This window comes from Erythrobacter sp. AP23 (assembly GCF_001542855.1).
Taxonomy (GTDB): Bacteria; Pseudomonadota; Alphaproteobacteria; order Sphingomonadales; family Sphingomonadaceae; genus Qipengyuania.
Genome location: NZ_LNBY01000001.1, coordinates 592,243 through 616,106 on the forward strand (window position 1 = coordinate 592,243; position 23,864 = coordinate 616,106).

The window sequence follows — 23,864 nt, forward strand, 5'->3', positions numbered from 1 at the left end:
TGCTGCGGCGCCGTTTTCAGTCCGGGACCGCACCTAGGATGGGCCCCTGCCTCTCGCAATGAAGTTTCTCTGCTAGGGGAAAAAAGCGGCGTGGAAAAGCGCTGCGAACAGGCTAAGTCCCGAAAAGAAACGTAAAGGGAGAGAGCGCAATGGCCGATACCGAACACTATGTCCGCGACGATGTGCGCGGCTTCCTCGACATGCTGGAGGCCATGGGCGGCAAGGGCGTGGAAGAGGTCGGCGCCGAAGAAGGTCGCCAGCAAATGCGCGCGATGGGCGCCATCGCCGAAGCCGAACCGCGCACCATGGCCGTGCAGAAAGACCTCACCTGCCCCGGCCCCGCCGGTCCGATCCCGGTGCGCTTCTACGACGTGAAGGCCGAACGCGCACCGGGCCCCTGCGTGCTGTTCATCCACGGCGGCGGCTTCGTGATCGGCGACCTTGAGGTTTACAACGCGCTGTGCACCGAGATTTCGCACCATCTCGACCTGCCGGTCGTCTCGGTCGACTATCGTCTGGCGCCCGAGCATCCCTTCCCCGCCGCGCCCGACGATTGCGAGGCGGCGGCGCGCTGGATCGCAACCTCGCCGGGCGAGCTCGAGCGCGAGATTACCGGCCTCGTCATCACCGGCGACAGCGCGGGCGGCAACCTCACCATCGTCACCACCAACCAGCTGATGAACGATCCGGCGGGCGTCCCGGTAATCGTCCAGGCGCCCATCTATCCGGTCGCCTCGGACGTCAGCGAGCATCACAGCCTCGCGCTGTTCGCCGAAGGATTCCTGCTGACCGGCGCAGCGATGGCATGGTTCACCGATCAATACGGCGCCGACAGCACGGATCCGCGCAACATGCCGATGGTCGGGGATTGCACGAACACGCCGCCCACCGTGCTATGCACCGCAGGGCTCGATCCCTTGCGCGATTCCGGACGGGAATACGCCGCACATCTGGTGCAACTCGGCACGGAAGTGGTCTATCTCGAGTTTCCCGGCATCATTCACGGGTTTACGACGCTGCGAAAAGCGATACCGAGCGGCCAGACCGATCTCGAGGCCTTCCTCGATGCGACGAAACTGATGGTGGAGCGATACAGGTGAGCGAACCGCTCGGATACCGGCCCTGCGTGGGCGTGATGCTGGTGAACGGCGACGGCAAGGTCTTCGTCGGGCGCCGGATCGACAACAAGGAAGGCGACTGGTGGCAGATGCCGCAGGGCGGCGTCGACGATGGCGAGGATCTCAAGGAGGCGGCGCTGCGCGAGCTTGGCGAGGAAACCGGCGCGAGGCCCGAACATGTCACGATCCTCAAGGCGATGGACGAACCGGTGCGCTACGATCTGCCCGAGGAATTGATCGGCAAGCTGTGGGGCGGCAAGTATCGCGGGCAGGAACAGGTGTGGTATTTCGCGCGCTTTTCCGGCGTGGATGCCGACATCGACCTCGAGGCGCACGACCCGCCCGAATTCTGCGACTGGAAATGGGTCGAGCCAGAGCAGCTTCCCGAGCTGATCGTGCCGTTCAAGAAACGCGTCTACCGCGCGGTGGTCGAGGCGTTCCGCGAGCTGGTCTGATCGCGAGCCCCGGCGACGGCAGGGTTTTCAGGCGTATAGAGAACCGCTTGCCGAGCGAAGTCCCCGCCTTCGCGGGGATGCCCGCTCAATTCGTCTGCGCTACCGGCGCATCGGGCAGCACCGCTTCGGCGGTCATCACGCGCGCGGGCGGGCCAGCCGCAATGCGGGCCGAGAGGGTCATCGTTTCCGGGCAGCTCGCGCCGCACAGCGATTCGAGCCTGGCGAGATTGCCCTTGGCCTTCTCGACCGCGCCCTTTTCCACCAGCGCCTCACCCTCGCCTGCAATCGCGGCGAGGTTGCGCGGATCGCGGGTCAGCGCTTCGCGGTAATAGCGGATCGCCTTGCCCTGCAGCCGGTCGGCACGCGCGGCTTCGGCAAGTCGCAGGAAAATCGGCGTATGGCCCGGGTCGACTGCCAGCGCGGCTTCGAAGGCGTCGATCGCGCCCTGCGTATCGCCCTGCGCCAGCGCGGCCTTGCCCTCGGCGATCAGCACGCCCGCGCGCGGCGCGGGTTCGCGGTCGCCGGCCCAGCCCACGCTCGAGGTCACGGCAAAGACAAGAGAAAGGGCTGCGGCAGCAGGGGCAAAACGCATCATCGTCTCCAGAAGTGTATTCCGTCCAAGGCTTGGCGTGTCAGCCATAATCAGTAGGGCTACCATGTTCACCCTGCACAGGCGATGAAAAAACCGTCCGTGCCGTCATGGAACGGTGAAAGCCGCGTTCCTTGTCCACGTTTCCGGCCCAACGGAAGCGCAAGTTCGCGCGCCGCCAGTTGCGGGTGGCGCATCAGAAAGGCGTCGATCTGCCCCGCCCCTTCCTCGTCGAGCAGCGAGCAGGTGACATAGACGATCCGTCCGCCCGGCTTGACCAGGCGTGTCGCCACATCCAGCAGGTGCGCCTGGACTGCGCACAGCCGCGCCAGCTCCTTTTCGTCGAGCCGCCAGCGTGCCTCCGGGTTGCGGCGCCAAGTGCCCGTGCCCGAACACGGCGCATCGATCAGCACGGCATCGGCCTGCCCTGCGAATTCGGCGAGCGCATCCAGCTCCTTTTGCGGATCGAGCAGGATGGTCTCGATATTGGCGGCCCCTGCGCGTTCGGCTCGCGGCGCAAGCCGTGCAAGACGATTGCGGTCGGTATCCGAAGCGATCAACCGCCCCCGATTGTCCATCGCAGCGGCCAGCGCGAGCGTCTTGCCGCCCCCGCCCGCGCACAGATCGATCACCGTTTCGCCCGGCTGCGCAGCGACGGCGAGGCAGGCGAGCTGGGAACCGGTGTCCTGCACCTCGATCTGGCCCTCGCGAAAGGCGGGCCATTGCTCGACCGGCGTTCCAGCTTCGAGGCGCAGGCCGTGGGGCGCATCGGTGAGCGCGAACTCTGCCGGGAGATCCAATCTCGCGCGATCCGCTTTGAGCGTGTTGACTCGCAGATCGAGCGGTGCGCGCTCAAGCAGCGCTTCGGCCTCGGGCCCGGCGATGCCCGATCCGGCAAGCCGCTCTTCGAGCCACACCGGAGCCACGCCGCCCCGTGCCGAGCCCTCGCCCTTGCCGATTGGCGCGGGACCATAGGTCGAACCATCGAACAGCGGGGCGATGCTCTCGTCCAGCTCGGCGAGGCGGAGCATCGCGGCTCGGCCCGTTTCCGGCACCGGTCCGCAGGCGCGGATTGCGGCATAGACGAGCTCGCGAATTGCGCGGCGATCCTTCGATCCGGCGAAGCGGTTGTTGCGGAACCAGTCCGCAAGGATGCGGTCGGCGGGCGCGCCCTTGCCGCGTGCCGCCGCGATGATTGCATCAAGCAGTTCGATCGAGGTCTGGACGCGAGCGGCGGGGGTCATGATTTACTCCTCACCGATCCCGCGGGAAGGCAGAGGTCTCGCGCAGCAGACGAAGGGAAGCCGGCCCAAGATCCCCGCCTGCGCGGGGACTCACACGATGACGTTCGCAATGTCATCGGGTGGGATAATTCGGCGCCTCGCGGGTGATCGACACGTCGTGAACATGGCTTTCGGTCAGGCCCGCATTGGTTATACGCACGAACTTCGCGCGCTTGCGCAGATCCTCGATCGATGCGCTGCCCGTATAGCCCATCGCGGCCTTGATACCGCCAACGAGCTGGTGGACGACCGCGCTGGCATGGCCCTTGTAGGGCACCTGGCCCTCGATCCCCTCGGGCACCAGCTTCTGCTGGCTGACATCGGCCTGGAAATAGCGGTCGGCGCTGCCGCGTGCCATCGCGCCCACGCTGCCCATGCCGCGATACGCCTTGTAGCTGCGGCCCTGATAGATGAAGGTTTCGCCCGGCGCTTCCTCGGTTCCGGCGAGCATCGAGCCGATCATGATCGACGAGGCACCGGCCGCCAGCGCCTTGGCCGCATCGCCGCTGGTGCGAAGGCCGCCATCGGCAATCACGGGCACGCCCTGTTTTTCCGCTTCCTCTACGCAGTCCATGATTGCAGTCAGTTGTGGCACGCCCACGCCCGCGACGACGCGCGTGGTGCAGATCGATCCGGGACCGATCCCGACCTTGACCGCATCGGCGCCCGCGCCGGCGAGCACCTTGGCCGCCTCGCCGGTAGCGATGTTGCCGGCGATGACCTGGACCGAGTTGGAAAGCTTCTTCACCCGCTCGACCGAGCGCGCGACATCCTTGTTGTGCCCGTGAGCGGTGTCGATCACCACCACGTCCACTTCGGCGTCGATCAGCGCTTCGGTACGCTCGAAGCCCTTGTCGCCCACCGTGGTCGCCGCCGCGACCCGCAGGCGGCCGGTCGCATCCTTGGTGGCGTCGGGATAGGCGACCGCCTTCTCGATATCCTTGACCGTGATGAGGCCGACGCAGCGACCGTTGTCATCGACCACGAGCAGCTTTTCGATCCGGCGCTGGTGCAGCATGCGGCGCGCCTCTTCCTGGCTGGTGCCGAGCGGCACGGTGGCGAGGTTGTCGGTGGTCATCAATTCCTTGACCGGCTGACGCGGATTTTCCGCAAAGCGCACATCGCGATTGGTGAGAATGCCGACCAGCTTGCCGCTGCGGTCGGTCACCGGGATGCCGCTGATCCGGTTCTTGGCCATGATTTCCTGCGCCTCGCCCAGCGTGGCGTCGGGATGGATGGTGATCGGATTGACCACCATGCCGCTTTCATAGCGCTTCACCGCGCGCACGGCGGCGGCCTGGTCCTCGACTTCGAAATTCCGGTGCAGCACGCCGATTCCGCCGAGCTGCCCCATGGCGATCGCCATATCCGCCCCTGTCACGGTATCCATAGCAGATGAAATGACCGGGATGTTGAGCCCGATCTCGCGGGTCAGCTGCGTGGCGGTATTGGCCATCGACGGAAGGATATCGCTCTCGGCCGGCACCAGGAGAACGTCGTCGAAAGTAAGACCGAGGGGAATGTCGAGCTGTGCCACGTTTAAGAATCGCCTGCCGGAGGAAATGTGGCGGCCCATGTAACGACGGATTGTGGGATTAGCTAGAGGCTCGGGCATCAGCTGCATCGCGCGCCTTGACGGCGCGATGCCGATAGACGCGCGCGCCAGCCAGAAATGCGCCCGCCGGGAACAGGAATCGGACCAGCTCCGGCCGCAAGCTACCATCGACAGTCGAGAAGGACGCAGTTGGTAATGCGATGCCAAAGAACCAATAGATCTGGTCCGGCACTGCCAAAACCAGCGCCCCTCCGCCCATCCCGACAAAACAAAACGGAGCCCAGACGAATTTGAACCGGAGCCCCGGCTCGCGTAGCACGGTGACGCATGCGGCAAGGCTGACCATCAAGCTCGCGGCGGCAGCTGCGAGAAACGCAGCCAGGGTGACCGACATCGCGCGTTATTCCGCCGTCCAGCCGCCGTCTACGCTCCAGTTGGCGCCGTTGACGTTCTGCGCTTCTTCGCGGCAGAGGAAGGCGGCGAGCGCGCCCACTTCCTCGGGCTGGACGAATTTCTTGGTCGCCTGCTTGACCAGCAGCACGTCGTTGATGACCTGCTCGCGAGTCATCCCGCGCGCCTTCATCGTGTCGGGGATCTGCCCTTCGATCAGCGGCGTCCAGACATAGCCGGGGCTGATACAATTCGCGGTCACGCCGTGCTCGGCGAGCTCGAGCGCGATCGTCTTGGTAAAGCCCGCGATGCCGTGCTTCGATGCGTTGTAGGCGCTCTTGAACGGGCTCGCGACCTTCGAATGCGCGCTGGCAGTGTTGATGATCCGGCCCCAGCCCTTCTTCTTCATGCCCGGCACCGCGAGGCGGGTGGTGTGAAAGGCGGCCGTGAGGTTCAGCGCGATGATGAGGTTCCACTTGTCGACTGAGAAATCCTCGACCGGGCTGACATGCTGGACCCCGGCATTGTTGACCAGGATGTCGATCTCGCCCGCCTCTTCCATCATCGCCTCGACCTGTGCCACGTCCGTCAGGTCCGCGCCGCTGTGGCTGGCGCCCAATTCCTTGCACAATTCCGCGATCTCGCCCTCGTCGCCGAAGCCGTTGAGAACGACCTCGGCGCCCTCGCCCGCCAGCGCCCGCGCGATGGCGAGGCCGATGCCGCTGGTCGATCCGGTGACAAGTGCGCGCTTTCCTTCGAGAAACATTCGGGGCTCCAGGCGTTAGGTCAGTAATCAGATACGGCCATCGCGCACATGGAGTGCGCTGTAAAGCGGCCAGAACCATGGGGGAGCGCATGCGGCTCAATCCGTTCAATACCGGAAATATCAAGGTGCGCTCGAGCGGGGGAGGCTTGCCCGGAGGGAAGGCCGGCGGTCTAGGCTGCGGTACGATCGTGATCGCGGCGCTGGGCTATTTCGTGTTCGGGCTCGATCCGATGCAGACAGCGGGCATGGTCGAAAGCGTGCAACAAGGGCAGGTCGCATCCGGTCCCGCCAACACCAACGAACAGGAAATCTGCACCAGCAGCGAATATGCGCGCGAGGCTTGCAACGGGCTCCAATCGCTCAACCAGACCTGGGCGCGCACCTTTGCGGAACAGGGCCTCGGCGACCGGTTCCAGCAGCCCACGCTCGACCTCTATGGCGGCGGCGGAGTGCGCACCGCATGCGGCAGCGGCAGTTCCTCCATGGGTCCGTTTTACTGCCCTGCCGACCAGACGATCTACATCGACACCAGCTTCTACGACACGCTCGAACGACAGCTTGGCGCGGGAGGAGACTTTGCCCGCTATTACGTGCTGGCGCATGAATACGGGCACCATATCCAGACGATTACCGGTATTTCCGGTCAGATCCGCAGTGCCCAGCAACAGAACCCGCGCCAGGCCAACCAGCTTAACGTACTGATGGAACTGCAGGCCGATTGCTATGCCGGCGTGTGGGCGGGCAAGAACCGCAACCTGATCGAGCCCGGCGATATCGAGGAGGGTATGCGGGCCGCCGCTGCCATTGGCGACGACCGGCTGACCCGGGGGCGTGTATCGGCTGAGAACTTCACCCACGGCACCAGCCAGCAGCGTAGCGACGCGCTGCGACTAGGCCTACAGGGCGACGATCGCGCCTGCGACCGGATCACCGCGATCGGCTGAGGGACAATCCGGACAAGCGAGAAGAAGGGCGCAGCATTTGGCGGCTGCGCCCTTCCTTTCGCGCTACGGGGCTCGGCGTACAGGCCCGAGTGTACGATCAGCCGCGTATGCTACGCTTCAGTTCGCGAATTTCGGCATCCAGGTCGCGCATAATCTCGCGGCGCGTTTCTTCCGACACACGATCGTCGGTTTCGATCCCGCGGCGGGCATTCTTGAGCGCCTTGAGAGCGAGGCGATCACCTGCGGTATCGCAGATATACATTACCGCCTTGTCGTCCTTGTGGATGGTAGTCACCGGGCTGTCGGGATAACGGCAACTTTCGATCACCTCCGGCACATGGTTCATGGCCAGTGCGACGCTCTCCTCGATCGCTTCGCCGAGCTCTTCTTCCCACTCACCTGCCGAAGCATAGACAACCGCACGCGCCTTGCTGTGTTCGGCCTCGTTCTTGGCATGCTGCACGCGGCCATCGGCCCATTGGAGACGTCCATCGGCCCATTGCTGGCGACCGCGTGCGAATTGAATGCGGCCCTCGACCCATTGCTTCCGCTCTTCCGAATATTCTGCCGAATGGTCTTCGCGCCTAGCGTGGGCCCGCTCGCGCATCCGGTGCGCTTCCTCGCGCAAGGCATGGGCGCGCTCGCGCGCTTCCGCAGCCTTTTCCCGGCGTTCCTCTACGCGCTCCTGCACCACTTCGGCCATGGCTTCGGTATCGAGAAACGCAAGCTCCGCTCGCCGAGCCACCGGCTGCTCGTCCTCGTAGCCGACCGGGTGGACCACTTCGGTCATTTCCGGAGCCGCACTGGCAAGCGCCGGGCTTGCGCCGACGTAGCAGATGCTGGCGGTCATCGGCAGCGCGAGGACGGCAGCGGCAACCGCTCCGCGCGCGGCGAAACGGCGACGGCGTGAATCATCGGTCATCGGCAGGCTGCGCAGCCGGTGGATGATCGACTTGTCGCCCAGCACCGGACAGGCCATCGGCGCCGCCAGCGCGGGTCGCGGAGCGATTTGCGGGCGGCGGGCGAAATCGGCGATGATCGCGGCATAGGCGGCGCGCTCGTCACGGCTGCGGCTGGCAACCACGCGGGCATCGCAGGCAGCTTCCTGGTCGCGGCGCATGGCGGTCCAGCCCATCCAGCCCAGCGGATTGAACCAGTGCACTGCGAACAGCGGCTGGATCAGCACGTTGACGAGGATGTCGTGGCCGCGGTGATGTTCGAGTTCATGCGCGATGGCGAGATCGCGGACCTGGCGTTCGCGGCTGACCATGAAACCGTCGGGCAAGGCCACGACCTTGTCGATCACGCCGAAAGCCATCGGACCGGATATCGCGGTGGTCTCGACCAGGCGGATATTGCCGACCTCGCCCACGGGGCGCGCATCCTCGAGCAATTCGCGGCGCAGCTCGCCATAGAGCCAGAAGCGCCGCCCCATGAAGAGGGCCGCACCGAGCAGCCACAGGATCACCAGCGGCGTCACAAGGTCGATCGGCGAATCCAGTGTGACCGGCGCGACCGGGGCGACGAATTCGGTATAGGAGAAACCGCTTTCGGCCGCCGGTGCCAGCGCAAGGTCGGAAACCACGGGTGCCGATGCAGGCGCGCTCTCGAGAAAGCCAGGCCGCATCCATGCGGGCAAGGTGACCGGTGGAAACAGCAGCCGCGCGAGTGGCAGGAACCAGAGCGCATAGGCCGCACCCGCGCCCAGGTGCTTTGCCACCGGACGGCGCAAGAGCAGCGCGAGACCGAGCAAGGCCCCGGTCCACACCAGCGTATCGAACAGGAACCAGTCCCAATATTCGCGAATAAGCTCGGTCATTTGCGCATCTCCCTCAAGAGCGCTTCGATTTCGGCGAGATCGTCCTCGGTCAGCGCTTCGCTCTCGGCGAGCTGCGCGAATAACGGCGCGGCGCGGCCGCCGAACAGGCGTTCGACCAGGCGGCGGCTTTCGCCCCCGACATAGTCGGCACGCGCGATCAGCGGGCGGTAGAGGAACTTGCGACCGTCGGGCTCGGTGCCGACCACTTCCTTCTGGACCAGACGGCTCAGCAGCGTCTTCACCGTGGGGATCGACCAGTCACGCTGCGCGCAGACCTGGTCGCAGACCTCGGCAGCGGAAATGGGGTTCTTGTCCCACAGCACTTCCATAACGGCGTGCTCGGCTTCGCTGATCCGCTCGCCCGGGGCGTTCTTGCGCTTGGCCATTTCCTACTCCTGATCCGACATGCGTAATTCTTCGATTACGTCTGTAGCCGAAACGACTACGCTTGTAAATCTGAAGCGTGGATGAATGGGCGGTAAAGGCGCTTGCTTATCGACCAACGACATATCAGTCTGGATGAATGACACGGATCGTCGCCGCACTGGCCCCGCTCGCCCTGTTCGTCTCGCCCTTGTCGGCGCAGGGGGAATCCCCGGCCAAGGAGCCGACCTTCGATACGCAGCTGGTCGTGATCGAGACCACAAAGGGCGACATCACCGTTTCGATCGAGACCGAACGCGCCCCGATAACGGCTGCCAATTTCCTGCGCTATGTCGACGAGGACCGCTTCGACGGAACCAAATTCTACCGCGCCATGCATCTCGACTGGGGCGAGCCGCCCAACGGGTTGCTGCAAGGCGGTACGCAGATGCATCCCGAACGCGTTCTCGATCCGATCGCGCATGAGCCGACCACTGTCACGGGGCTCAGCCATACCGACGGCGCCCTGTCGATGGCGCGGTACGATCCCGGCAGCGCGACGGGCGATTTCTCGATCATGATCAAGGACCAGACCGGGCTCGATGCCACGCCGGAATCGCCCGATCCCACTTTGCAATTGGGCTTCGCGGTATTCGGCTACGTGGTCGATGGGATGGACGTCGTCCACGCAATCCACGCCGCGCCGATCGATCCCGAGAAAGGCGAAGGCTGGATGAAAGGCCAGTTGCTGGCCGATCCGGTTGAGATCGTCGACATGCGGCGGATGGACGACCTGCCCGCGCAAAGCGACTAGCAGACTTCGGCGGTATTCTCCGGTGGCGGTCCGGGCGGCGTGCGCGCGGGATGCATGTGGAAGGGATCGGACTTCAGCTCGTGCCGGTCGCCATAGGCCTCCGCCAGCACGGCGTAAAGCTGCGGATCGTAGGCCCGAAGGTCGGTGTGGTTGAGGATCTGCCGACCGTCGAATGCCTGCAAGCGGTTCGAATTGAACCAGAACTGCGTACCTTCCGCCCAATACTCCTGTACCGTCGTGGTGGTGTATTCCTCGAACCACAGACTGTTCGCCAGCGCGTTGGCATAGGCGGCCTCGACGCGCGCATAGAGTGCAGGGTCCGCGCCCTCGATCGCGAAGAGCACATTGTGCGCGAATTCGTGGACGAAGATCGTCTCGCCGAAATAGCGGCTGATCGGCAGGCCGAGCACATCCTCTTCCGACCCGACCATGCGTTCGCCGCCGATGCCGCGCGCGCGTTCGTCCCAATATTCTCGCGCGGTCTTGGCCCCTATCCGCACGTCGTAATGCTTGATCTCGCAGCGTGTCAGCCGCGGATCGTCGCGCCCGGGCTTCGTCCAACCGGCGTTCTCGGGCAGGTCGAGCAGCGCCTCGTCGCGCGCGATCAGAGCGACGCGGTAATCGTTGGCGGCCAGCCATGCAGCGAGATCGGGACGATGCGCCAGCATCCCGCGCATCATGTCGCGCGCGGCAAACAGCGCCTCGTCGGGCACACGCGAAGAGGAGAGGATCGGGATGCCGTGCGCATCGACATGCTTTTGGTAGAACGGCGGCGCCCCCAGCCTTTCAGGCGGCGCACCGGCGGTGGTCGCACAGGATGCGAGCAAAGCTGCAAAGGCCATGACTGGAAGAAATCGCATCGGGAAAGCTAGTTCGCCGATGGCTCTTTCGCCAGGCGGCTTAACAGGATCGCGGTGCGCTGCGCCTGCCGCACAATCGAGCGCAGCTCGATCGTCTCGCCTTCGGCATGGCTGCCCCTGCCCGCGGGTCCCATCCCCGCCAGCCCGTCGACATAGGGTGCGACGAAGCTGATGTCGGCGGCCCCTCGGCGCGAGGGCGGATAGGGCTCCATCACCTCGCGCCCGAGATCGACATTGATAGCGTTCAACCTGTCGAGCAGCGCGCGGTTACCATCGGTCGGCGCCATTGGGGGATAGCGGAATTCGATTCTGATTTCGGCATCGGTGCCGGGCAAATTCCGGTCGACGATCGCGCGCATTGTCTCCGCCGCACGCTCATTCTGCTCGGGCGTCAGCGCGCGCAGATCGCCGCGCGCTACCGCGCTCGACGGGATGATATTGGTCTTCCCGCTGGTGGTGGCGGAAAGCGCGTCTGCGCCCAGTTCTGCCGGGGTACCGCCCGCCATGAAGCCGACGTTGTAGGTCAGGTTCTCTTCCGGCAGCTCGCGGCGGAAGCTGTCGAGAATGCGGGCCATTTCGTAAATCGCGCCGTAGCCCGCGTGATCGGAAAAGATGCCCGAACTGTGCCCGCTTGTCGCGCTGGTGGTCAGCGTCCAGCTGCCCGAGGAACGCCGCGCGATCGCACCCGCATCCTTACCATCGAGCACCGACAGCCCTTCGAAGCCGAGCGCGACATCGGCCCACTTGCCCGCCTCGACCAGGTCCGCGCGCGCCGCCTCGAGCGGCTCGCCCGCATCTTCCTCGTCGCCGGTCAGCGCGACCACGATATTCGCGCCATCGAGCGTGCCTGCCTCTTTCATGGCGCGCAGCGCGGCGAGGATCACCACGATGCCGCCCTTGTTGTCGACCACGCCCGGCCCCACCGCCCTGTCGCCCTCGCGCACGAAACCGGTGAAGGAGGAATCGGGTTCGAACACCGTGTCGAGATGCCCGATCAGCAACATCTTCGTGGTTCCGGGCGTGCCCTCATACCGGGCAAACAGATGCCCCGCCCGTCCGTTCGCCGACTGGTCGATCCACTCGACCGCGAACCCCAGCGTCTCGAACTCGGGCGCCAGCACATCGGCAACCGCCTTCACGCCCGCATGGTTGTGCGTGCCCGAATTGATGAGCGTAATTTCCTCGAGCAGCGCGACATCGGTCTCGAACCCGCTCTCCACGGTTTCGACGATGGCCTGCTCGGGCGCGGTGAGCTGGGCGGCAGCGGGGCAAGCGAAGGAGGCTGCAATTGCCAGCACGGGGAGAATGAAACGCATCGCGCGAATTGACGGTTTCGATCCCCGCAAGTCAACGCGTTTGCCGCAAATACTAAATTTTGGTATCGCTTGCGAATGGCCGCCAAGAATACCTCTATCGCCTTGGGCGAGCGCTTCGCGGAATACACCCGTAAGAAGGTCGAATCCGGCGAATATGCTTCGACCAGTGAAGTGATCCGCGATGCCCTGCGCCTGCATGAAGAACGCGCGCAGTTCCGTTCGAGGCTGCTGGAACGAATCGACCAAGGGCTGGCCAGCCCGATCGACGAAGATTTCGACATTGATCAATGGTTCGAGGGCGAATTCGGCAAGGAATGAGGAGACTCATTTATCGCACAGCGGCCTCGACCGAGTTGCGCCGTATCGCGCGTTATACGAAACGCGAATGGGGTGAGAAACAGGCCCGACGATATACGGAACGACTGCGCCAGCGAATCAAGGCGCTCCGCCGGTATCCGCTACGCTATCCGGAGGTCGCCGAAAGGGCGGGCATCCGGGAAATGCGCTGCGGCCAGCATCTGGTCTTCTACCGCGTGTCAGACGAGGCAATCGAGATCGTCAATATCGTGCATGTGGCGCGGGATTGGGAGGCGTTGGTCTAGAGAAACTCTTCTTCCAGCGATTCGATCATAAAATTCAGCGCTTCAATCCGAGTCAAAAGGGCCTTCGCATCGTCGGCTTCAATCGCATGATCGTGATGAAGCGCCTCATTTAGTGCGTCCTGAAGATCTCGACGCAACACCCTTTTTCCATATGCAATTTCGTCCAAAGTCCGACGTTGACGCAACGACAAGTCACCAAAACGCTCTAGCTCGCGAAAATCAAGGCGATCCAGTTCACGCCTTACTTCCCATTCTGCGTCGTTGAAATCGATCAAAACATCCCGGATATCATCCTGCTCGGATCGACGCCCTTCTGCTAGATTTCTGAGTATCTTTCTGGTGCCGCGAGGGGTGAAATAAATTCTTCGAAGTGACTGAATGACCGGCTTCAACCGACGCCTATTGTGGCGCGACTCCCTCGCCAGTTCCGCCACGCTCGATGCGAGGCTGATTGCACTGGTCGCGCTCTCAATGGCTCCAGGAACTGGCAATCACACCCCCATATCAGTAAACCCGCTTCTTCGGCTCGATGTACTTCACATCGTCGGTCAGCGTGTATTCGTGGACCGGGCGGTAGTCGATCTTCACACCGCCGCCGTTTCCGCCCCAGCCGTCGAACCAGGCGATGGTGTGCTTCATCCAGTTGGCATCGTCGCGATCGGGGAAGTCCTCGTGCGCGTGGGCGCCGCGGCTTTCCTTGCGGTTCTCGGCCGATGCCATGGTGACATTGGCCTGCGCCATGAGATTGTCGAGTTCGAGCGTCTCGATCAAATCGCTGTTCCAGATCAGCGAGCGGTCGTGGACCTTCACGTCCTCCATGCGCTTGTTGATCTGCTTCAGGTTCTCGACACCCTCGGCCATCAGCTTGCTGTCGCGGAACACCGCCGCGTGGCGGGTCATGGTCTTCTGCATGTCCGCGCGCAGCGCCGCGGTGGGCGTGCCGCCGTCGGCGTGGCGGAAGTGGTCGAGACGGGTAAGCGAAAGCTCGGCGCTGTCCTTGGGCAGCTCATCATGGCTGGTGCCCGGCTTGATCAGTTCCTTGAGGCGATGGCCGGTCGCGCGACCGAAGACCACGAGGTCGATCAGCGAGTTCGAGCCGAGGCGGTTCGCACCGTGGACCGAGACGCAGGCCGCCTCGCCCACCGCGAACAGGCCGGGGACGATCTTTTCGGGATCGTTCGCGTCGCCCGCCATCACTTCGCCGTGATAGTTACAGGGGATGCCGCCCATGTTGTAGTGCACGGTCGGGGTGACCGGGAGCGGTTCGCGGGTCAGGTCGACGCCGGCGAAAATCTTGCCGCTTTCGGTAATGCCCGGCAGGCGCTGCGCGAGCACGTTGGGGTCGATGTGATCGAGGTGGAGGTAGATGTGGTCCTTCTCGGGGCCCACACCGCGGCCTTCGCGCATTTCGAGCGCCATCGAACGCGAGACGACGTCGCGGCTGGCGAGGTCCTTAGCGCTGGGCGCATAGCGCTCCATGAAGCGCTCGCCCTCGGAATTGGTGAGGTACCCTCCCTCGCCGCGCGCACCTTCGGTGATGAGCACGCCCGCGCCGTAGATGCCGGTCGGGTGGAACTGGACGAATTCCATGTCCTGCAGCGGCAGGCCTGCGCGCAGAACCATGCCGCCGCCGTCTCCGGTGCAGGTGTGGGCCGAAGTCGCGGTGAAATAGCAGCGGCCATAGCCGCCGGTCGCCAGAACCACCGCCTTCGAACGGAAGCGATGGATCGTACCGTCATCGAGGCACATGGCGATCACGCCGACGCACTCGCCGTCCTTCATGATCAAGTCGAGCGCGAAATATTCGATGAAGAAGTCCGCATCGTATTTCAGGCTCTGCTGGTAGAGCGCGTGCAGCATGGCGTGGCCGGTACGGTCGGCCGCGGCACAGGTGCGCTGCACCGGCGGGCCTTCGCCCATGTTCTGCATGTGGCCGCCGAAGGGGCGCTGGTAGATCGTGCCGTCGTCGTTGCGGCTGAAGGGCACGCCCGCGTGCTCCAGCTCGTAGACCGCCTGCGGGGCTTCGCGCACGAGATATTCGATCGCGTCCTGGTCGCCGAGCCAGTCCGAACCCTTGACGGTATCGTACATGTGCCACGACCAGTGGTCGGGCGTGTTGTTGCCGAGGCTGGCGGCGATGCCGCCCTGCGCGGCGACGGTGTGCGAACGCGTGGGGAAGACCTTAGTGATATTGGCGGTCTTGAGGCCGCTTTCGGCCGCACCCATGGTGGCGCGCAGGCCGCTGCCGCCCGCGCCGACGACGACCACGTCATAAGTGTGGTCGGTAATCGGGTATTCGCGGCCGTTGATGCTGAAAGTATCGCTGTGGGCCATCAGGCGGCTCCTCCAAGCGCGAGGCGGGCGATCGAAACGAGGCCGAAGGCGCCGCCGCCGATGGTTGCAAGGTTGAGAAGGGCGAGAGTGCCGAACTTGGTTCCGGCGTCGTGGACATAGTCTTCGATCAGCACCTGCAGGCCGAGGCGCGCATGCCAGAAGACCGAAACGATCAGCAGCGCCAGCGCGGTCGCGGGCAATGTCTGCGAGGCCCAACCGGTGACGGTAGCGAAGGAATAGTTCGGCAGCAGTGCGAGGCTGATCGCGAGGAAGAGCATCAGCACCAGATTGCCGATGGCGGTGAAGCGCTGCACCAGCCAGTGATGCGCGCCTTCATGCGCCGAGCCGAGCCCGCGCACGCGTCCGATGGAGGTTCCGTTACCCATGTTCAGTCAGCTCACTTGAGAAGGACGAGGGCCCAGAAGCCCGCGGTGAGGAGGATGCCGAGCAGCGGCGAGAGGATCGACCAGGTCTTGTTGGTGTCGAGCTCGTAACCGGCACCGATGTCGAGGACGAAGTGGCGAAGGCCGCTCATCATGTGCGTGAAGAAGGCCCACGACAGGCCCACCAGCACGACCATGCCCAGCGGCGAGCCCATGACCATTTCGAAGGTCGCGTATGCCGCGGGACCCGCTGCCATCGCGCCCAGCCACCACAGCAGCACCCCCAGCCCGACGATAGCAAGACCGTCGCCAGTGATGCGGTGGAGGATCGAGACCGCCATGTGCGGTCCCCATTTCCATATCTGAAGGTGCGGTGCGATCGGGCGGTTGGCCATGCGTTTCGTCCGGTAGAAGAGATTGGAACGCCTCCCTTAGCGATATGACAGTGTGTGACAAGGCGCGCGGCCTCGACAAGCTGCGCAAATTTTTCGAAGGGTGTTTGCATGACATGCATCCTCCTCACCGGCTCCAGTCGCGGAATTGGCGCGGCGGCCAAGACCGCACTTGAAGCGCGCGGCGCGAAGGTCGTCGGCCAGGCGACCAGGAGCAGCACCATAGACACGGTGCCCGCCGATTTCACCGAACCGGGTGCGCCGCAGGAATTGTGGCTCGCGGCCCTCGCCCGGTCCGGCGGCGCGATCGATGTGCTGGTCAACAATGCCGGCCTGTTCGATCCCAATCCGATCGAGCGATCGGACATCGAGTGGCTCGATGCCTGGGAAGACACCATGCGGATAAATCTGACCGCTGCCGCGCAGCTCAGCCGTTTCGCGGTGAAGCACTGGCAGGAACGCGGCGTGCCGGGGCGCATCGTCCATGTTGCCAGCCGGGCGGGCCATCGCGGCGATTCGCCCGCGCATTGGCACTATGCGGCGAGCAAGGGCGGAATGCTGGCGATGCACAAGACCATCGCGCGCCAATATGCCAGCGAGGGCATATTGAGCTTCGCGATCACGCCGGGCTTTACCGACACGTCGATGGCGGGAGACTATCTCGAAAGCCGGGGCGGCGCAGGGCTGCTCGCCGACATCCCGCTCGGCCGTGTCGCCGAGCCGGAGGAAATCGCCAAGCTCATCACCTTCTGCGCGCTCGATGCACCGCCGAGCATGACCGGCGCGACGCTCGATGCCAATGGAGCCAGCTATGTCCGTTAGAGTGAATTGCGCGCTGGCTCTGACTGCGCTGCTTACCGCCTGCGCCCCGCCGATCCAGCGGCCCGATCCGCTGCCCGAGCCCGAACGCGTCTCGCCGCAGCAATGGGCGGCCGGCTGCACGAAATGGGACGATTGGGAAAAGCCCGCCCCGCCCTATCGCATACATGGATCGACCTATTACGTCGGCACCTGCGGCATTTCGGCGATCCTTGTCGCAGGCGAGCAGGGCCACGTGCTGATCGATAGCGGGACCGAGGCAGGCGCCAGAGTCGTTCTCGACAATATCGGCAAGCTCGGCTTCCGTCCCAATAAGGTTGCCAGCCTGCTGCACAGCCACGAACATTTCGATCACACCGGCGGACACGCGCTGATCAAACAAGCCAGCGGCGCGCATGTCGTCGCCTCGCGCAGAGCGGTCGAGGTCCTGAGAACGGGCGAATCCGACCCGCAGGATCCGCAATTCGGCATGCACGATGCCATGCGCCCGGTCGGTGTCGACGTGGTGGTCGAGAATGGCGACACGGTCCGCACCGAAACCGCCACGCTGACCGCCCTCGCCACGCCCGGTCATTCGCCCGGTGCGCTGAGCTGGACATGGCAATCCTGCGATGCAGCGGGGGACTGCCTCGATATCGTCTATGCCGACTCGCTGTCGCCGGTCAGCGGCGATGCCTATCGCTTTTCGGACCATCCCGACTATGTCGCCGCCTATCGCGCCGGGCTGCAAACCTTGCGCGAGGTAGACTGCGACCTGCTGCTCACGCCGCATCCCTCCGCCAGCAAGATGGTCGAACGCGCGGCCGGGGGATCGCTGGTCGGCGGGATGAGCTGCACGCGCTATGCCGATGCCGTCGAAGCCCGCCTCGACCAGCGCCTCGCCAAGGAACTCGCCGGTGGGTGACGCCTGGAAAATCCATGCCGAGGTATCCAAATCGGTCGCCAGGGCGGCGCTGGTCGCGCATGAGGATGCGCTCGACTGGCCCGTCGAATGGGTGGTCACCGGCATGGAAGTCGCCGACCATCTGCCCGACGAATGGACTTTCGAAGTCTATCTCGACCGCAAGCCCAAACCGGCCGATCTCAAGCGCGTGGCCGCGCTGTTCGAAGGCACGCCTCCCGCCCTTTCGGTAGAGAAACTGCCCGACACCGACTGGGTGACCGAAAGCCAGAAAGGCGTCGATCCGATCCGAGCGGGTCGCTTTCACGTCCGCACGCCAGAGCATGAAGCCGATCCGGCGATGGTCGATTTCGTCATTCCGGCGAGCCAGGCGTTCGGCACCGGACAGCACGAGACGACGGCGGGCTGCCTCGCCATACTCGATCTGATGAAGCGCGAGGGCGTGGTCGCGCGCAACCACGTCGATATCGGCACGGGAACCGGCCTGCTGGCCTTTGCCGCCATGCACCTCTGGCCGAACGCCACGGCCACCGCATCGGATATCGATCCGGTCTGCGCGGAGGTGGTGCGCGACAATATGGCGACCAATGCCATTACCGAGGGCGACGGACCGGGCGAACTGACCATGGTGATCGCCGACGGAATGGAGGATCCGCTTCTCGCGCTGCGCGCCCCATACGATCTGTTCATCGCCAATATCCTTGCCGGGCCGCTGGTGGAGCTTGCGCCTTCCTTCGCCGAATCGATCGCACCGGGCGGCAACCTGCTGCTTGCCGGCCTGCTCGAAACGCAGGAGAGCCGCGTGCGCCGCGCCTACCGCGCGCTCGGCTTCCGTCTGTCGCGCAAGCTGGTCAATGGCGACTGGTCGATCCTGTGGCTGCGCAAGAGCCGCGTACGATGAGGCACTGGCGGCGCTGGCTCGCAGGGCTGGTCGCCCTCCCCGTCGCCCTCGTGGCGATCTTCCTCCTGACTGCGTGGATCGGCAGCAGCATACCGCGCAATGCGGGATGGACCGAACCGGAAGAGGGTATCACCATCATGGTGGAGACCAATGGCGTCCATACCGGGATCGTCATGCCGGTGGTCAGCCCGGTCAAGGATTGGCGGACGACCTTCCCCTCCGCCGGTCAGGCGCGTTTCGACGGGCAGATGCCAACGCATGTCGCGATCGGATGGGGCGAGAAGGAGGTATTTCTCAACACGCCGACCTGGGGCGATCTCAAGCTGAGCACTGCGCTGCGGATCGCGCTGTTCGGCGGAGAGGGACTGATGCGCGTTGGCCATTACGTGCGCCCGGCGACGAGCGAGTACCACCGCCCGCTTACCCTCCGGCGCGAGGAATATGCCCGGCTGGTCGAGCAGGTCGAGGCGGCATTGCCGCCGCTTGCTGCGGGTGAAACCCGTATCACCTATGACAGCTTCGAGCGCGGCGCGCGCAATTACGATGCACTCGGCCGCTATACGCTGACGAACACCTGCAACCAGTGGGTCGGCGACGTGCTCGCCCATGCGGGGATCGAGATGGGGCTGTGGACGCCGCTCGCAGGCGGCGTGATGCGCTGGATACCCGATACGCGCCCTCGCCTCGATCGCCGGGCAGGAAGCGGTCCGTAAGCGGGCACGGTGCTTCGTTCACAACTGCGTGTGGGCGGAAATTGGCTATGGTTTCGCGCTGCGCGAAGGGGCGGCGGGTCCGGCGACTGAACCGCTCGAGGCCTGATCGCCATATTGCGCCGCATCGTAGCGCGCCACGGCACGAACCACTTCCTGCATCATTTCCATCCGCAGCGGAGTGGGCTCGCGCGTGCGGGCAATCATCACTGCGATGGCGTAGCTGCGTCCCTCGGGCGAAGTGACCAGTCCGACATCGTTATAGCCCGACTGCTCGCCATCGAAGAACTGGCCGGTGCCGGTCTTGTGGCGCACCAACCAATCCTCGGGAGCTCCCGCCTTGAGCCTTTGCGGTCCGCTCTTCGTCCGCGATAGCGCGCCGAGCAGCAGGCTGGTCGAGGAATTCGACAGCAAATTGCCCCGGTACAGGCGCGCAAGCGCCTCGACGATCGCCACCGGAGGCGCACCATCCACCGGATCGGCGAGATAGGTCTCGAACGCCTCGCGCCGCCGCGCATCGGGCACGCGATCGCGTGCCTCGAAGAAGGCCGGGCCCTGGGCATAGGATTGGCGCCAGTCGAGTCCCGCGATCGCGCTTTGCTTGCTCCGCTCGTCGGTGCCGAAGCGAATGCTCGAAAGGCCGTGACCATCGAGGAAATCCTGTACCGCCTCTGGTCCGCCGATCCGGCGCAGGATGCGGTCGTTCGCAGTATTGTCGCTTTCGGCGATGGCGCGTTCGATCAGGTCGGCGTAGTCGGAGGCGAAGCGGCCGTCGCGCCGCACGATATCGCGGATCGGCTGGTAGAAGACCGTGAGGTCGCGAGCGCGGATCTCGACCCGTTCGGTGAGGTCCAGCCGCTTCTCGTCGACCTCGTCCAGCGCGGTCATCGCCACCCACAGCTTGCTCACACTCTGCTGCGGGAAGGCTTCAAGACCGTTGAAATGCAGCGTCCGGCGAGCCTCCATGTCGCGCACTGCAATCCCGGCATGGCCGGCAAATGTGCTTCCGATCCGGCTGAGTTCGCGATCGAGCCGCTGCTGCGCGGGGCTCAGTTCGGGGCCTTCGGCCTCTTCCACAGCCTGCTCGACCAGCGGATCGCTCCCAGCCGCCGGCTGCAGACGCGGCAGCCACACGACGAGCAGCGCCAGCAGGAGAACGGGAACGAGGATCAGCAGAAAGCGAAACGACAGGGTCACACCCAAACAACGCCCTGTTCTGGCGAGGTTCCTCGGCGTCAGGCGAGCCCGGCTGCTGCGACCGATTCACCTGCCAGCGGACGTCCCACATCGAGCATCGCGCGAACACGTTCGGAAAACATCAGATTGCCTTGCGGGAAATGCTTGCGATGGATTTTCATCAGTTCGTCCAGATGGTGCTGGTCGAGACTGCTGCAGAATTCCGGCCCCAGCGCGCTCTTGCCGAAATGCGGGCGCGTGGCGGGCTCGTAATGCATCACCAGCCGCTGGAGCCGCTCGAGCCAGGCATAGTCGCGCGGGTCGGCGAACAGGTCGATCGCAGCCATCGACCGGCGCGCATTGGCGGCGAAATGCGGCCCCGCCTCGCCGGGCAATTCGCGCACCGAGACGATCCCCTTGAGAAAGAACCCCAGATCGCGCAGCGCATCCGCCTCGCGGATGATGTATTTCACCACCGCAGGCGCCTTCTCCAGCGGCACGAAGAAGGCGAGGTTGTAACCCGTGTAGGTAGTCGAAAAGAGCCCGCGCGTAATGCTCGGCGCGCGATTTTCCTTCAGCCCGGGCTTGGGATCGTAGAGATAGTCGAGGTCGCCAGGATCGGTGATCACGCGCTCGCTCTGCTTGAGATCGAGCCAGTCGATGAACCGCTGCAGCGGGCGGCGCAGCCACGGCAGGAACTTGTCGAACTTGTAGTAACGCTTGAGAAACCACTTGGCGAACCAGCCGCTGCCGCCCTTGGCTTCCGGATGCGCGGGCGGTTCCTGCCCCTTGTCGCACTCGGCCAGCGCGTGGAGCATGATTACCGGATCGTCCTTGTCGGTATAGGGCAGGACCGCCCAGTTCGCGGCGATCGAGCCTTGTTTGAGCTCGTCCAGTTTCGACAGCCGGCTCATCGAGCTGACCGAGACATAGGGTTCGAGCGGCTTGGTCTCGAGCACCAGCTCGACGATCGGCGCGATCGTGCCGAAGGACAGCGCGACATAGGCGAAATCGGGTTCGCCGCGCTTCAGCGTCACCCGTTGGCCCGCGCCGTCGAGGAAAGTCAGCTCGACGATGCTGTCGGCCATCACCGCGCGCGGGCCAAAACCGTGCGTTCCGGTCGCCAATGCGCCGATGACCGACTGTTCCATGTAATTGCCCGAATTGTGCAAGCCGCGGCCATGCTCATCGCGCAGATAGAGTTTGAGATCGCGCACCGAGACCGAAGCGCCCACGCGGACGGTTTCGGTTGCCGGGTCGTAGGACAGCGTCGTCAGCCCGCCCTCGCGCATCATCATCGCGGTGACGCCGGGCACCACCTGCACGCCATTGTAGGAATGCGATTTGCCCACGCAGCTGAACTTCCCCTCGCGCAACAACTCGGCGAGCCGCGCCTCGTCGGCGGGAACGCGTGCCTCGGTCTCGCAGCGGAAGACGTTGATCCACGAACGGATCCAGCGCTTCCCCTCGGTCCCTATGGCGCGCGCATCGGCGCGGCGCTCGCTCCTGCTCAGATTGCTCCCGATCATGGCGTACCCCCTGCCAAGCCCCTGTGATCGCACCATAACCATCTATACCAGCAGAAGCGAGGATAGGAACGACATGGTGCGAGGCTGGAACCAAGATGCCGCCCCGGCACTGGGAAAGAAACACATCCTACAGGAGATTGCATGTCGAAGACCCTGCTCATCACCGGCGCTTCGAGCGGGATCGGCGCCGCAACCGCACGCGCCGCCGCGGCGGACGGCTGGAACGTCGCGCTGCTCGCCCGTTCGAAAGACAAGCTGGAAAAGCTCGCCGGCGAGATCGGCGAGGCCGCGCTGGCTCTGCCCTGCGACATCACCGATCACGACGAATTGAACGCTGCGATCGAGAAAGCCGCCGCGCACTTCGGCAGCCTCGACGCGGTTTTTGCCAATGCCGGCACCGGCGTATCGAACCCTGGGATCGAAAAGGGCAATCCCGACGAATGGCACGCCATGATCCATCTCAACGTGCTCGCGGTGCTCACCACCGCGCATGCCACACTGCCGCATCTGCGCAAGACCAGGGGTCAGTTCGTCGTCACCGGCTCGAAGGCCGGACGCGACCATCTGAAAGGCTCGGTCTATGGCGCGACCAAGTGGTTCGTGCAGGGCTTTGCGGGCAACCTCGCCGAGGAGATGCGCGAATGGGGCGGTCGCTGCACGGTCATCACGCCGGGAATGGTCGACACACCCTTCTTCGACGAGCCCAAGCCCGACAAGATCCAGCCCGAGGATGTCGCGAACGCGGTGGTCTTCGCGCTGTCGCAGCCGGGCACGGCGGCGGTGCGCGAAGTGCACATCATGCCCAACGACTGATCAGCGGCTCAGCGCATCCTCGAGCGTCTGCAAGGCAGCGCGGGTGAATGCCTCCATATTGGCGATCCGGTCGTCGCTGCCGGTCTCGGTCACGCGGGTGAACTCGAAGCCGTCGGGCCCGACCACCGCCGCACAACTGCGGCCTGCAGGCGCACCGCTGGGGTGGTTCGACCCGCCGACCGAGCCGCTTTCGGCGAGACCCCAGGCGGCGCCGAAATTGTCGCGGATCGCGCGCGCCTGCAGCAGCGCGTAATCCTCGCTCGCACCGCGCATGCCCGCATAGGCTTCGCGCGGGAGGTCGAACAGTACGTCGCGGGCGCGAAAGGAATAGACCACGCCGCCCCCGACGAAGAAATCGAGCGCGCCGGGCACCGTCAGCAGCGAGGCGGCGATCAGCCCGCCGGTCGCGCCATCGGCCACCGCGATCGTCTCGCCGCGGTCGCGCAGCAGCCCTGCGATGCGCGCGGCCTGCTCGTGCGTTTCGGCAATCATCCTCTGGTGCCGCGCAGCGTCAGGCCGATACCGAAGAGGATCTCGACCACCGCTACCTGCAGCGTGACCGATCCGGGCAGCGGCAGGAAATGATAGATCGCGGCGAAACCGAGCAGCGTGATGACGGCGCCAAGCAGCCAGAAGGCCTTGTCGCCATAGGCCGTCTTGAAGGCGAAATAATGCGTGCCGACCATGATCGCGGCGAGCGGCATGACCAGTTCGGGCGCATGGTCGAGAAACAGGAAGGCGGCGAACAATCCGGCGATCATTGCGATGGTCGATTCCATGACCAGCGGCCCGCCGGGGTTGCCCTTTTGCTCGCCCGCGCGGCGCAGCAGTGCACGATTGGCGAACAGCGCGAGCGGATAGATCAGCATTCCGCCGAAGAAGAGCACGGCGAAGCCGGTCGGGATGCCGCTGCGGCTTTCCGCGAACCATGCGGCGAGCCAGACCAGGCCCGAAATCAGCACCCCCGGCCCGCCATCGGTATAGGCACGGCGCAGGTCGGCCTGCGCATCGACGATCAACATATCTGGAAAT

Annotated in this window: 28 protein-coding genes; 11 read left to right on the plus strand and 17 right to left on the minus strand. The window is 64.7% G+C overall.

Annotation, left to right across the window (positions count from 1 at the left end):
- Positions 1-149: 149 nt before the first annotated feature.
- Together ASS64_RS02820 and ASS64_RS02825 are read left to right on the plus strand one after the other, a co-directional pair.
- A complete protein-coding gene (locus ASS64_RS02820) occupies positions 150-1,100 on the plus strand; it encodes an alpha/beta hydrolase (protein WP_067689524.1) in 951 nt (316 codons plus the stop codon).
- Complete coding sequence (locus ASS64_RS02825) at positions 1,097-1,573, plus strand: RNA pyrophosphohydrolase (protein WP_083508124.1); 477 nt, start codon at positions 1,097-1,099, stop codon at positions 1,571-1,573. The genes ASS64_RS02820 and ASS64_RS02825 overlap by 4 nt, the downstream gene beginning before the upstream one ends.
- 85 nt (positions 1,574-1,658) lie before the next feature.
- On the opposite strand, the gene ASS64_RS02830 is transcribed toward ASS64_RS02825, so the two are convergent.
- From ASS64_RS02830 to ASS64_RS02850, 5 genes are all read right to left on the minus strand, one after another.
- Positions 1,659-2,165 carry a tetratricopeptide repeat protein gene (locus tag ASS64_RS02830; RefSeq protein ID WP_067690362.1) on the minus strand — a complete coding sequence of 169 codons (507 nt, stop codon included), beginning with the start codon at positions 2,163-2,165 and terminating at the stop codon, positions 1,659-1,661.
- A gap of 68 nt (positions 2,166-2,233) precedes the next feature.
- Positions 2,234-3,406, minus strand: a complete 1,173-nt coding sequence (locus tag ASS64_RS02835; RefSeq protein WP_067689527.1) for an RsmB/NOP family class I SAM-dependent RNA methyltransferase — start codon at positions 3,404-3,406, stop codon at positions 2,234-2,236.
- A gap of 112 nt (positions 3,407-3,518) precedes the next feature.
- A complete protein-coding gene (guaB, locus tag ASS64_RS02840; RefSeq protein ID WP_067689530.1) occupies positions 3,519-5,021 on the minus strand; it encodes an IMP dehydrogenase in 1,503 nt (500 codons plus the stop codon).
- A 19-nt stretch (positions 5,022-5,040) separates the two neighbouring features.
- A complete protein-coding gene (locus ASS64_RS02845; RefSeq protein WP_067689532.1) occupies positions 5,041-5,394 on the minus strand; it encodes a hypothetical protein in 354 nt (117 codons plus the stop codon).
- Between the two features lie 6 nt (positions 5,395-5,400).
- A complete protein-coding gene (locus tag ASS64_RS02850) occupies positions 5,401-6,156 on the minus strand; it encodes a 3-hydroxybutyrate dehydrogenase (RefSeq protein WP_067689534.1) in 756 nt (251 codons plus the stop codon).
- A gap of 89 nt (positions 6,157-6,245) precedes the next feature.
- Here ASS64_RS02850 and ASS64_RS02855 point away from each other — a divergent pair, with 89 nt between their 5' ends.
- Positions 6,246-7,100, plus strand: a complete 855-nt coding sequence (locus tag ASS64_RS02855; protein ID WP_067689536.1) for a neutral zinc metallopeptidase — start codon at positions 6,246-6,248, stop codon at positions 7,098-7,100.
- 97 nt (positions 7,101-7,197) lie between these two features.
- Here ASS64_RS02855 and ASS64_RS02860 read toward each other — a convergent pair whose 3' ends face one another.
- Both ASS64_RS02860 and ASS64_RS02865 read right to left on the minus strand, forming a co-directional pair.
- Positions 7,198-8,919 (minus strand): M56 family metallopeptidase, encoded by a 1,722-nt coding sequence (locus ASS64_RS02860; RefSeq protein WP_067689538.1) that lies wholly within the window; start codon positions 8,917-8,919, stop codon positions 7,198-7,200.
- Positions 8,916-9,305 carry a BlaI/MecI/CopY family transcriptional regulator gene (locus ASS64_RS02865; protein WP_067689541.1) on the minus strand — a complete coding sequence of 130 codons (390 nt, stop codon included), beginning with the start codon at positions 9,303-9,305 and terminating at the stop codon, positions 8,916-8,918. The genes ASS64_RS02860 and ASS64_RS02865 overlap by 4 nt, the downstream gene beginning before the upstream one ends.
- A gap of 137 nt (positions 9,306-9,442) precedes the next feature.
- On the opposite strand from ASS64_RS02865, the gene ASS64_RS02870 reads away from it, so the two are divergent.
- A complete protein-coding gene (locus ASS64_RS02870) occupies positions 9,443-10,096 on the plus strand; it encodes a peptidylprolyl isomerase (RefSeq protein ID WP_067689543.1) in 654 nt (217 codons plus the stop codon).
- Here the strand turns inward: ASS64_RS02870 and ASS64_RS02875 are convergent.
- Together ASS64_RS02875 and ASS64_RS02880 are read right to left on the minus strand one after the other, a co-directional pair.
- A complete protein-coding gene (locus tag ASS64_RS02875) occupies positions 10,093-10,938 on the minus strand; it encodes a glycoside hydrolase (protein ID WP_067689547.1) in 846 nt (281 codons plus the stop codon). The genes ASS64_RS02870 and ASS64_RS02875 overlap by 4 nt on opposite strands.
- A 26-nt stretch (positions 10,939-10,964) precedes the next feature.
- The gene (locus ASS64_RS02880) at positions 10,965-12,272 is read right to left on the minus strand and encodes a M20/M25/M40 family metallo-hydrolase (protein WP_067689551.1); all 1,308 of its coding nucleotides are present in this window, start codon (positions 12,270-12,272) and stop codon (positions 10,965-10,967) included.
- A gap of 75 nt (positions 12,273-12,347) precedes the next feature.
- Between ASS64_RS02880 and ASS64_RS02885 the strand changes: the two genes are divergently transcribed.
- Positions 12,348-12,590: a type II toxin-antitoxin system ParD family antitoxin gene (locus tag ASS64_RS02885; RefSeq protein WP_067689554.1), complete on the plus strand. Its 243-nt coding sequence runs from the start codon at positions 12,348-12,350 to the stop codon at positions 12,588-12,590.
- The gene (locus ASS64_RS02890) at positions 12,587-12,874 is read left to right on the plus strand and encodes a type II toxin-antitoxin system RelE/ParE family toxin (RefSeq protein WP_067689557.1); all 288 of its coding nucleotides are present in this window, start codon (positions 12,587-12,589) and stop codon (positions 12,872-12,874) included. Before ASS64_RS02885 ends, ASS64_RS02890 begins: the two co-directional genes overlap by 4 nt.
- Here ASS64_RS02890 and ASS64_RS16600 read toward each other — a convergent pair.
- From ASS64_RS16600 to sdhC, 4 genes are all read right to left on the minus strand, one after another.
- On the minus strand, positions 12,871-13,308 hold the full coding sequence (locus tag ASS64_RS16600) for a hypothetical protein (RefSeq protein WP_157075056.1): 438 nt from the start codon (positions 13,306-13,308) through the stop codon (positions 12,871-12,873). The two genes, ASS64_RS02890 and ASS64_RS16600, sit on opposite strands and share 4 nt — an antisense overlap.
- A gap of 70 nt (positions 13,309-13,378) precedes the next feature.
- Positions 13,379-15,208 (minus strand): succinate dehydrogenase flavoprotein subunit, encoded by a 1,830-nt coding sequence (gene sdhA / locus ASS64_RS02900; RefSeq protein WP_067689563.1) that lies wholly within the window; start codon positions 15,206-15,208, stop codon positions 13,379-13,381.
- The gene (sdhD, locus tag ASS64_RS02905) at positions 15,208-15,594 is read right to left on the minus strand and encodes a succinate dehydrogenase, hydrophobic membrane anchor protein (protein WP_067689566.1); all 387 of its coding nucleotides are present in this window, start codon (positions 15,592-15,594) and stop codon (positions 15,208-15,210) included. The genes sdhA and sdhD overlap by 1 nt, the downstream gene beginning before the upstream one ends.
- Positions 15,595-15,605: 11 nt before the next feature.
- Positions 15,606-15,986: a succinate dehydrogenase, cytochrome b556 subunit gene (gene sdhC, locus ASS64_RS02910; protein ID WP_067689569.1), complete on the minus strand. Its 381-nt coding sequence runs from the start codon at positions 15,984-15,986 to the stop codon at positions 15,606-15,608.
- A 108-nt stretch (positions 15,987-16,094) separates the two neighbouring features.
- On the opposite strand from sdhC, the gene ASS64_RS02915 reads away from it, so the two are divergent.
- The 4 genes from ASS64_RS02915 to ASS64_RS02930 are packed head-to-tail and all read left to right on the plus strand — an operon-like array spanning position 16,095 to position 19,317.
- Entirely contained in the window at positions 16,095-16,805 is a 711-nt protein-coding gene (locus ASS64_RS02915) for an SDR family NAD(P)-dependent oxidoreductase (RefSeq protein ID WP_067689572.1), read from the plus strand.
- Positions 16,795-17,706, plus strand: coding sequence for a subclass B3 metallo-beta-lactamase (bla, locus tag ASS64_RS02920; RefSeq protein ID WP_067689575.1), 912 nt, complete (start codon positions 16,795-16,797; stop codon positions 17,704-17,706). The genes ASS64_RS02915 and bla overlap by 11 nt, the downstream gene beginning before the upstream one ends.
- Entirely contained in the window at positions 17,699-18,604 is a 906-nt protein-coding gene (locus ASS64_RS02925) for a 50S ribosomal protein L11 methyltransferase (protein ID WP_234002294.1), read from the plus strand. Before bla ends, ASS64_RS02925 begins: the two co-directional genes overlap by 8 nt.
- Positions 18,601-19,317 carry a DUF2459 domain-containing protein gene (locus ASS64_RS02930; RefSeq protein WP_083508126.1) on the plus strand — a complete coding sequence of 239 codons (717 nt, stop codon included), beginning with the start codon at positions 18,601-18,603 and terminating at the stop codon, positions 19,315-19,317. Before ASS64_RS02925 ends, ASS64_RS02930 begins: the two co-directional genes overlap by 4 nt.
- Positions 19,318-19,362: 45 nt before the next feature.
- Here the strand turns inward: ASS64_RS02930 and ASS64_RS02935 are convergent, their stop codons facing one another.
- Together ASS64_RS02935 and ASS64_RS02940 are read right to left on the minus strand one after the other, a co-directional pair.
- Positions 19,363-20,511 (minus strand): serine hydrolase, encoded by a 1,149-nt coding sequence (locus ASS64_RS02935; RefSeq protein ID WP_234002295.1) that lies wholly within the window; start codon positions 20,509-20,511, stop codon positions 19,363-19,365.
- A gap of 38 nt (positions 20,512-20,549) precedes the next feature.
- Complete coding sequence (locus ASS64_RS02940; protein WP_067689581.1) at positions 20,550-22,019, minus strand: FAD-binding protein; 1,470 nt, start codon at positions 22,017-22,019, stop codon at positions 20,550-20,552.
- Positions 22,020-22,160: 141 nt separating this feature from the next.
- Here ASS64_RS02940 and ASS64_RS02945 point away from each other — a divergent pair, with 141 nt between their 5' ends.
- Positions 22,161-22,832: an SDR family oxidoreductase gene (locus ASS64_RS02945; RefSeq protein WP_067689584.1), complete on the plus strand. Its 672-nt coding sequence runs from the start codon at positions 22,161-22,163 to the stop codon at positions 22,830-22,832.
- Here ASS64_RS02945 and ASS64_RS02950 read toward each other — a convergent pair whose 3' ends face one another.
- Complete coding sequence (locus ASS64_RS02950) at positions 22,833-23,324, minus strand: CinA family protein (protein ID WP_067689588.1); 492 nt, start codon at positions 23,322-23,324, stop codon at positions 22,833-22,835. It abuts the gene before it with no gap.
- Positions 23,321-23,854, minus strand: coding sequence for a hypothetical protein (locus ASS64_RS02955; protein WP_067689591.1), 534 nt, complete (start codon positions 23,852-23,854; stop codon positions 23,321-23,323). The genes ASS64_RS02950 and ASS64_RS02955 overlap by 4 nt, the downstream gene beginning before the upstream one ends.
- Positions 23,855-23,864 lie beyond the last annotated feature (10 nt).

Coding starts and splice junctions, on each gene's coding strand:
- ASS64_RS02820 (WP_067689524.1), top strand. CDS start 150: ATGGCCGATACCGAACACTATGTCCGCGACGATGTGCGCGGCTTCCTC.
- ASS64_RS02830 (WP_067690362.1), bottom strand. CDS start 2,165: ATGCGTTTTGCCCCTGCTGCCGCAGCCCTTTCTCTTGTCTTTGCCGTG.
- ASS64_RS02835 (WP_067689527.1), bottom strand. CDS start 3,406: ATGACCCCCGCCGCTCGCGTCCAGACCTCGATCGAACTGCTTGATGCA.
- guaB (WP_067689530.1), bottom strand. CDS start 5,021: ATGGGCCGCCACATTTCCTCCGGCAGGCGATTCTTAAACGTGGCACAG.
- ASS64_RS02845 (WP_067689532.1), bottom strand. CDS start 5,394: ATGTCGGTCACCCTGGCTGCGTTTCTCGCAGCTGCCGCCGCGAGCTTG.
- ASS64_RS02850 (WP_067689534.1), bottom strand. CDS start 6,156: ATGTTTCTCGAAGGAAAGCGCGCACTTGTCACCGGATCGACCAGCGGC.
- ASS64_RS02855 (WP_067689536.1), top strand. CDS start 6,246: ATGCGGCTCAATCCGTTCAATACCGGAAATATCAAGGTGCGCTCGAGC.
- ASS64_RS02860 (WP_067689538.1), bottom strand. CDS start 8,919: ATGACCGAGCTTATTCGCGAATATTGGGACTGGTTCCTGTTCGATACG.
- ASS64_RS02865 (WP_067689541.1), bottom strand. CDS start 9,305: ATGGCCAAGCGCAAGAACGCCCCGGGCGAGCGGATCAGCGAAGCCGAG.
- ASS64_RS02870 (WP_067689543.1), top strand. CDS start 9,443: ATGACACGGATCGTCGCCGCACTGGCCCCGCTCGCCCTGTTCGTCTCG.
- ASS64_RS02875 (WP_067689547.1), bottom strand. CDS start 10,938: ATGGCCTTTGCAGCTTTGCTCGCATCCTGTGCGACCACCGCCGGTGCG.
- ASS64_RS02880 (WP_067689551.1), bottom strand. CDS start 12,272: ATGCGTTTCATTCTCCCCGTGCTGGCAATTGCAGCCTCCTTCGCTTGC.
- ASS64_RS02885 (WP_067689554.1), top strand. CDS start 12,348: ATGGCCGCCAAGAATACCTCTATCGCCTTGGGCGAGCGCTTCGCGGAA.
- ASS64_RS02890 (WP_067689557.1), top strand. CDS start 12,587: ATGAGGAGACTCATTTATCGCACAGCGGCCTCGACCGAGTTGCGCCGT.
- sdhA (WP_067689563.1), bottom strand. CDS start 15,208: ATGGCCCACAGCGATACTTTCAGCATCAACGGCCGCGAATACCCGATT.
- sdhD (WP_067689566.1), bottom strand. CDS start 15,594: ATGGGTAACGGAACCTCCATCGGACGCGTGCGCGGGCTCGGCTCGGCG.
- sdhC (WP_067689569.1), bottom strand. CDS start 15,986: ATGGCCAACCGCCCGATCGCACCGCACCTTCAGATATGGAAATGGGGA.
- ASS64_RS02915 (WP_067689572.1), top strand. CDS start 16,095: ATGACATGCATCCTCCTCACCGGCTCCAGTCGCGGAATTGGCGCGGCG.
- bla (WP_067689575.1), top strand. CDS start 16,795: ATGTCCGTTAGAGTGAATTGCGCGCTGGCTCTGACTGCGCTGCTTACC.
- ASS64_RS02930 (WP_083508126.1), top strand. CDS start 18,601: ATGAGGCACTGGCGGCGCTGGCTCGCAGGGCTGGTCGCCCTCCCCGTC.
- ASS64_RS02940 (WP_067689581.1), bottom strand. CDS start 22,019: ATGATCGGGAGCAATCTGAGCAGGAGCGAGCGCCGCGCCGATGCGCGC.
- ASS64_RS02945 (WP_067689584.1), top strand. CDS start 22,161: ATGTCGAAGACCCTGCTCATCACCGGCGCTTCGAGCGGGATCGGCGCC.
- ASS64_RS02950 (WP_067689588.1), bottom strand. CDS start 23,324: ATGATTGCCGAAACGCACGAGCAGGCCGCGCGCATCGCAGGGCTGCTG.
- ASS64_RS02955 (WP_067689591.1), bottom strand. CDS start 23,854: ATGTTGATCGTCGATGCGCAGGCCGACCTGCGCCGTGCCTATACCGAT.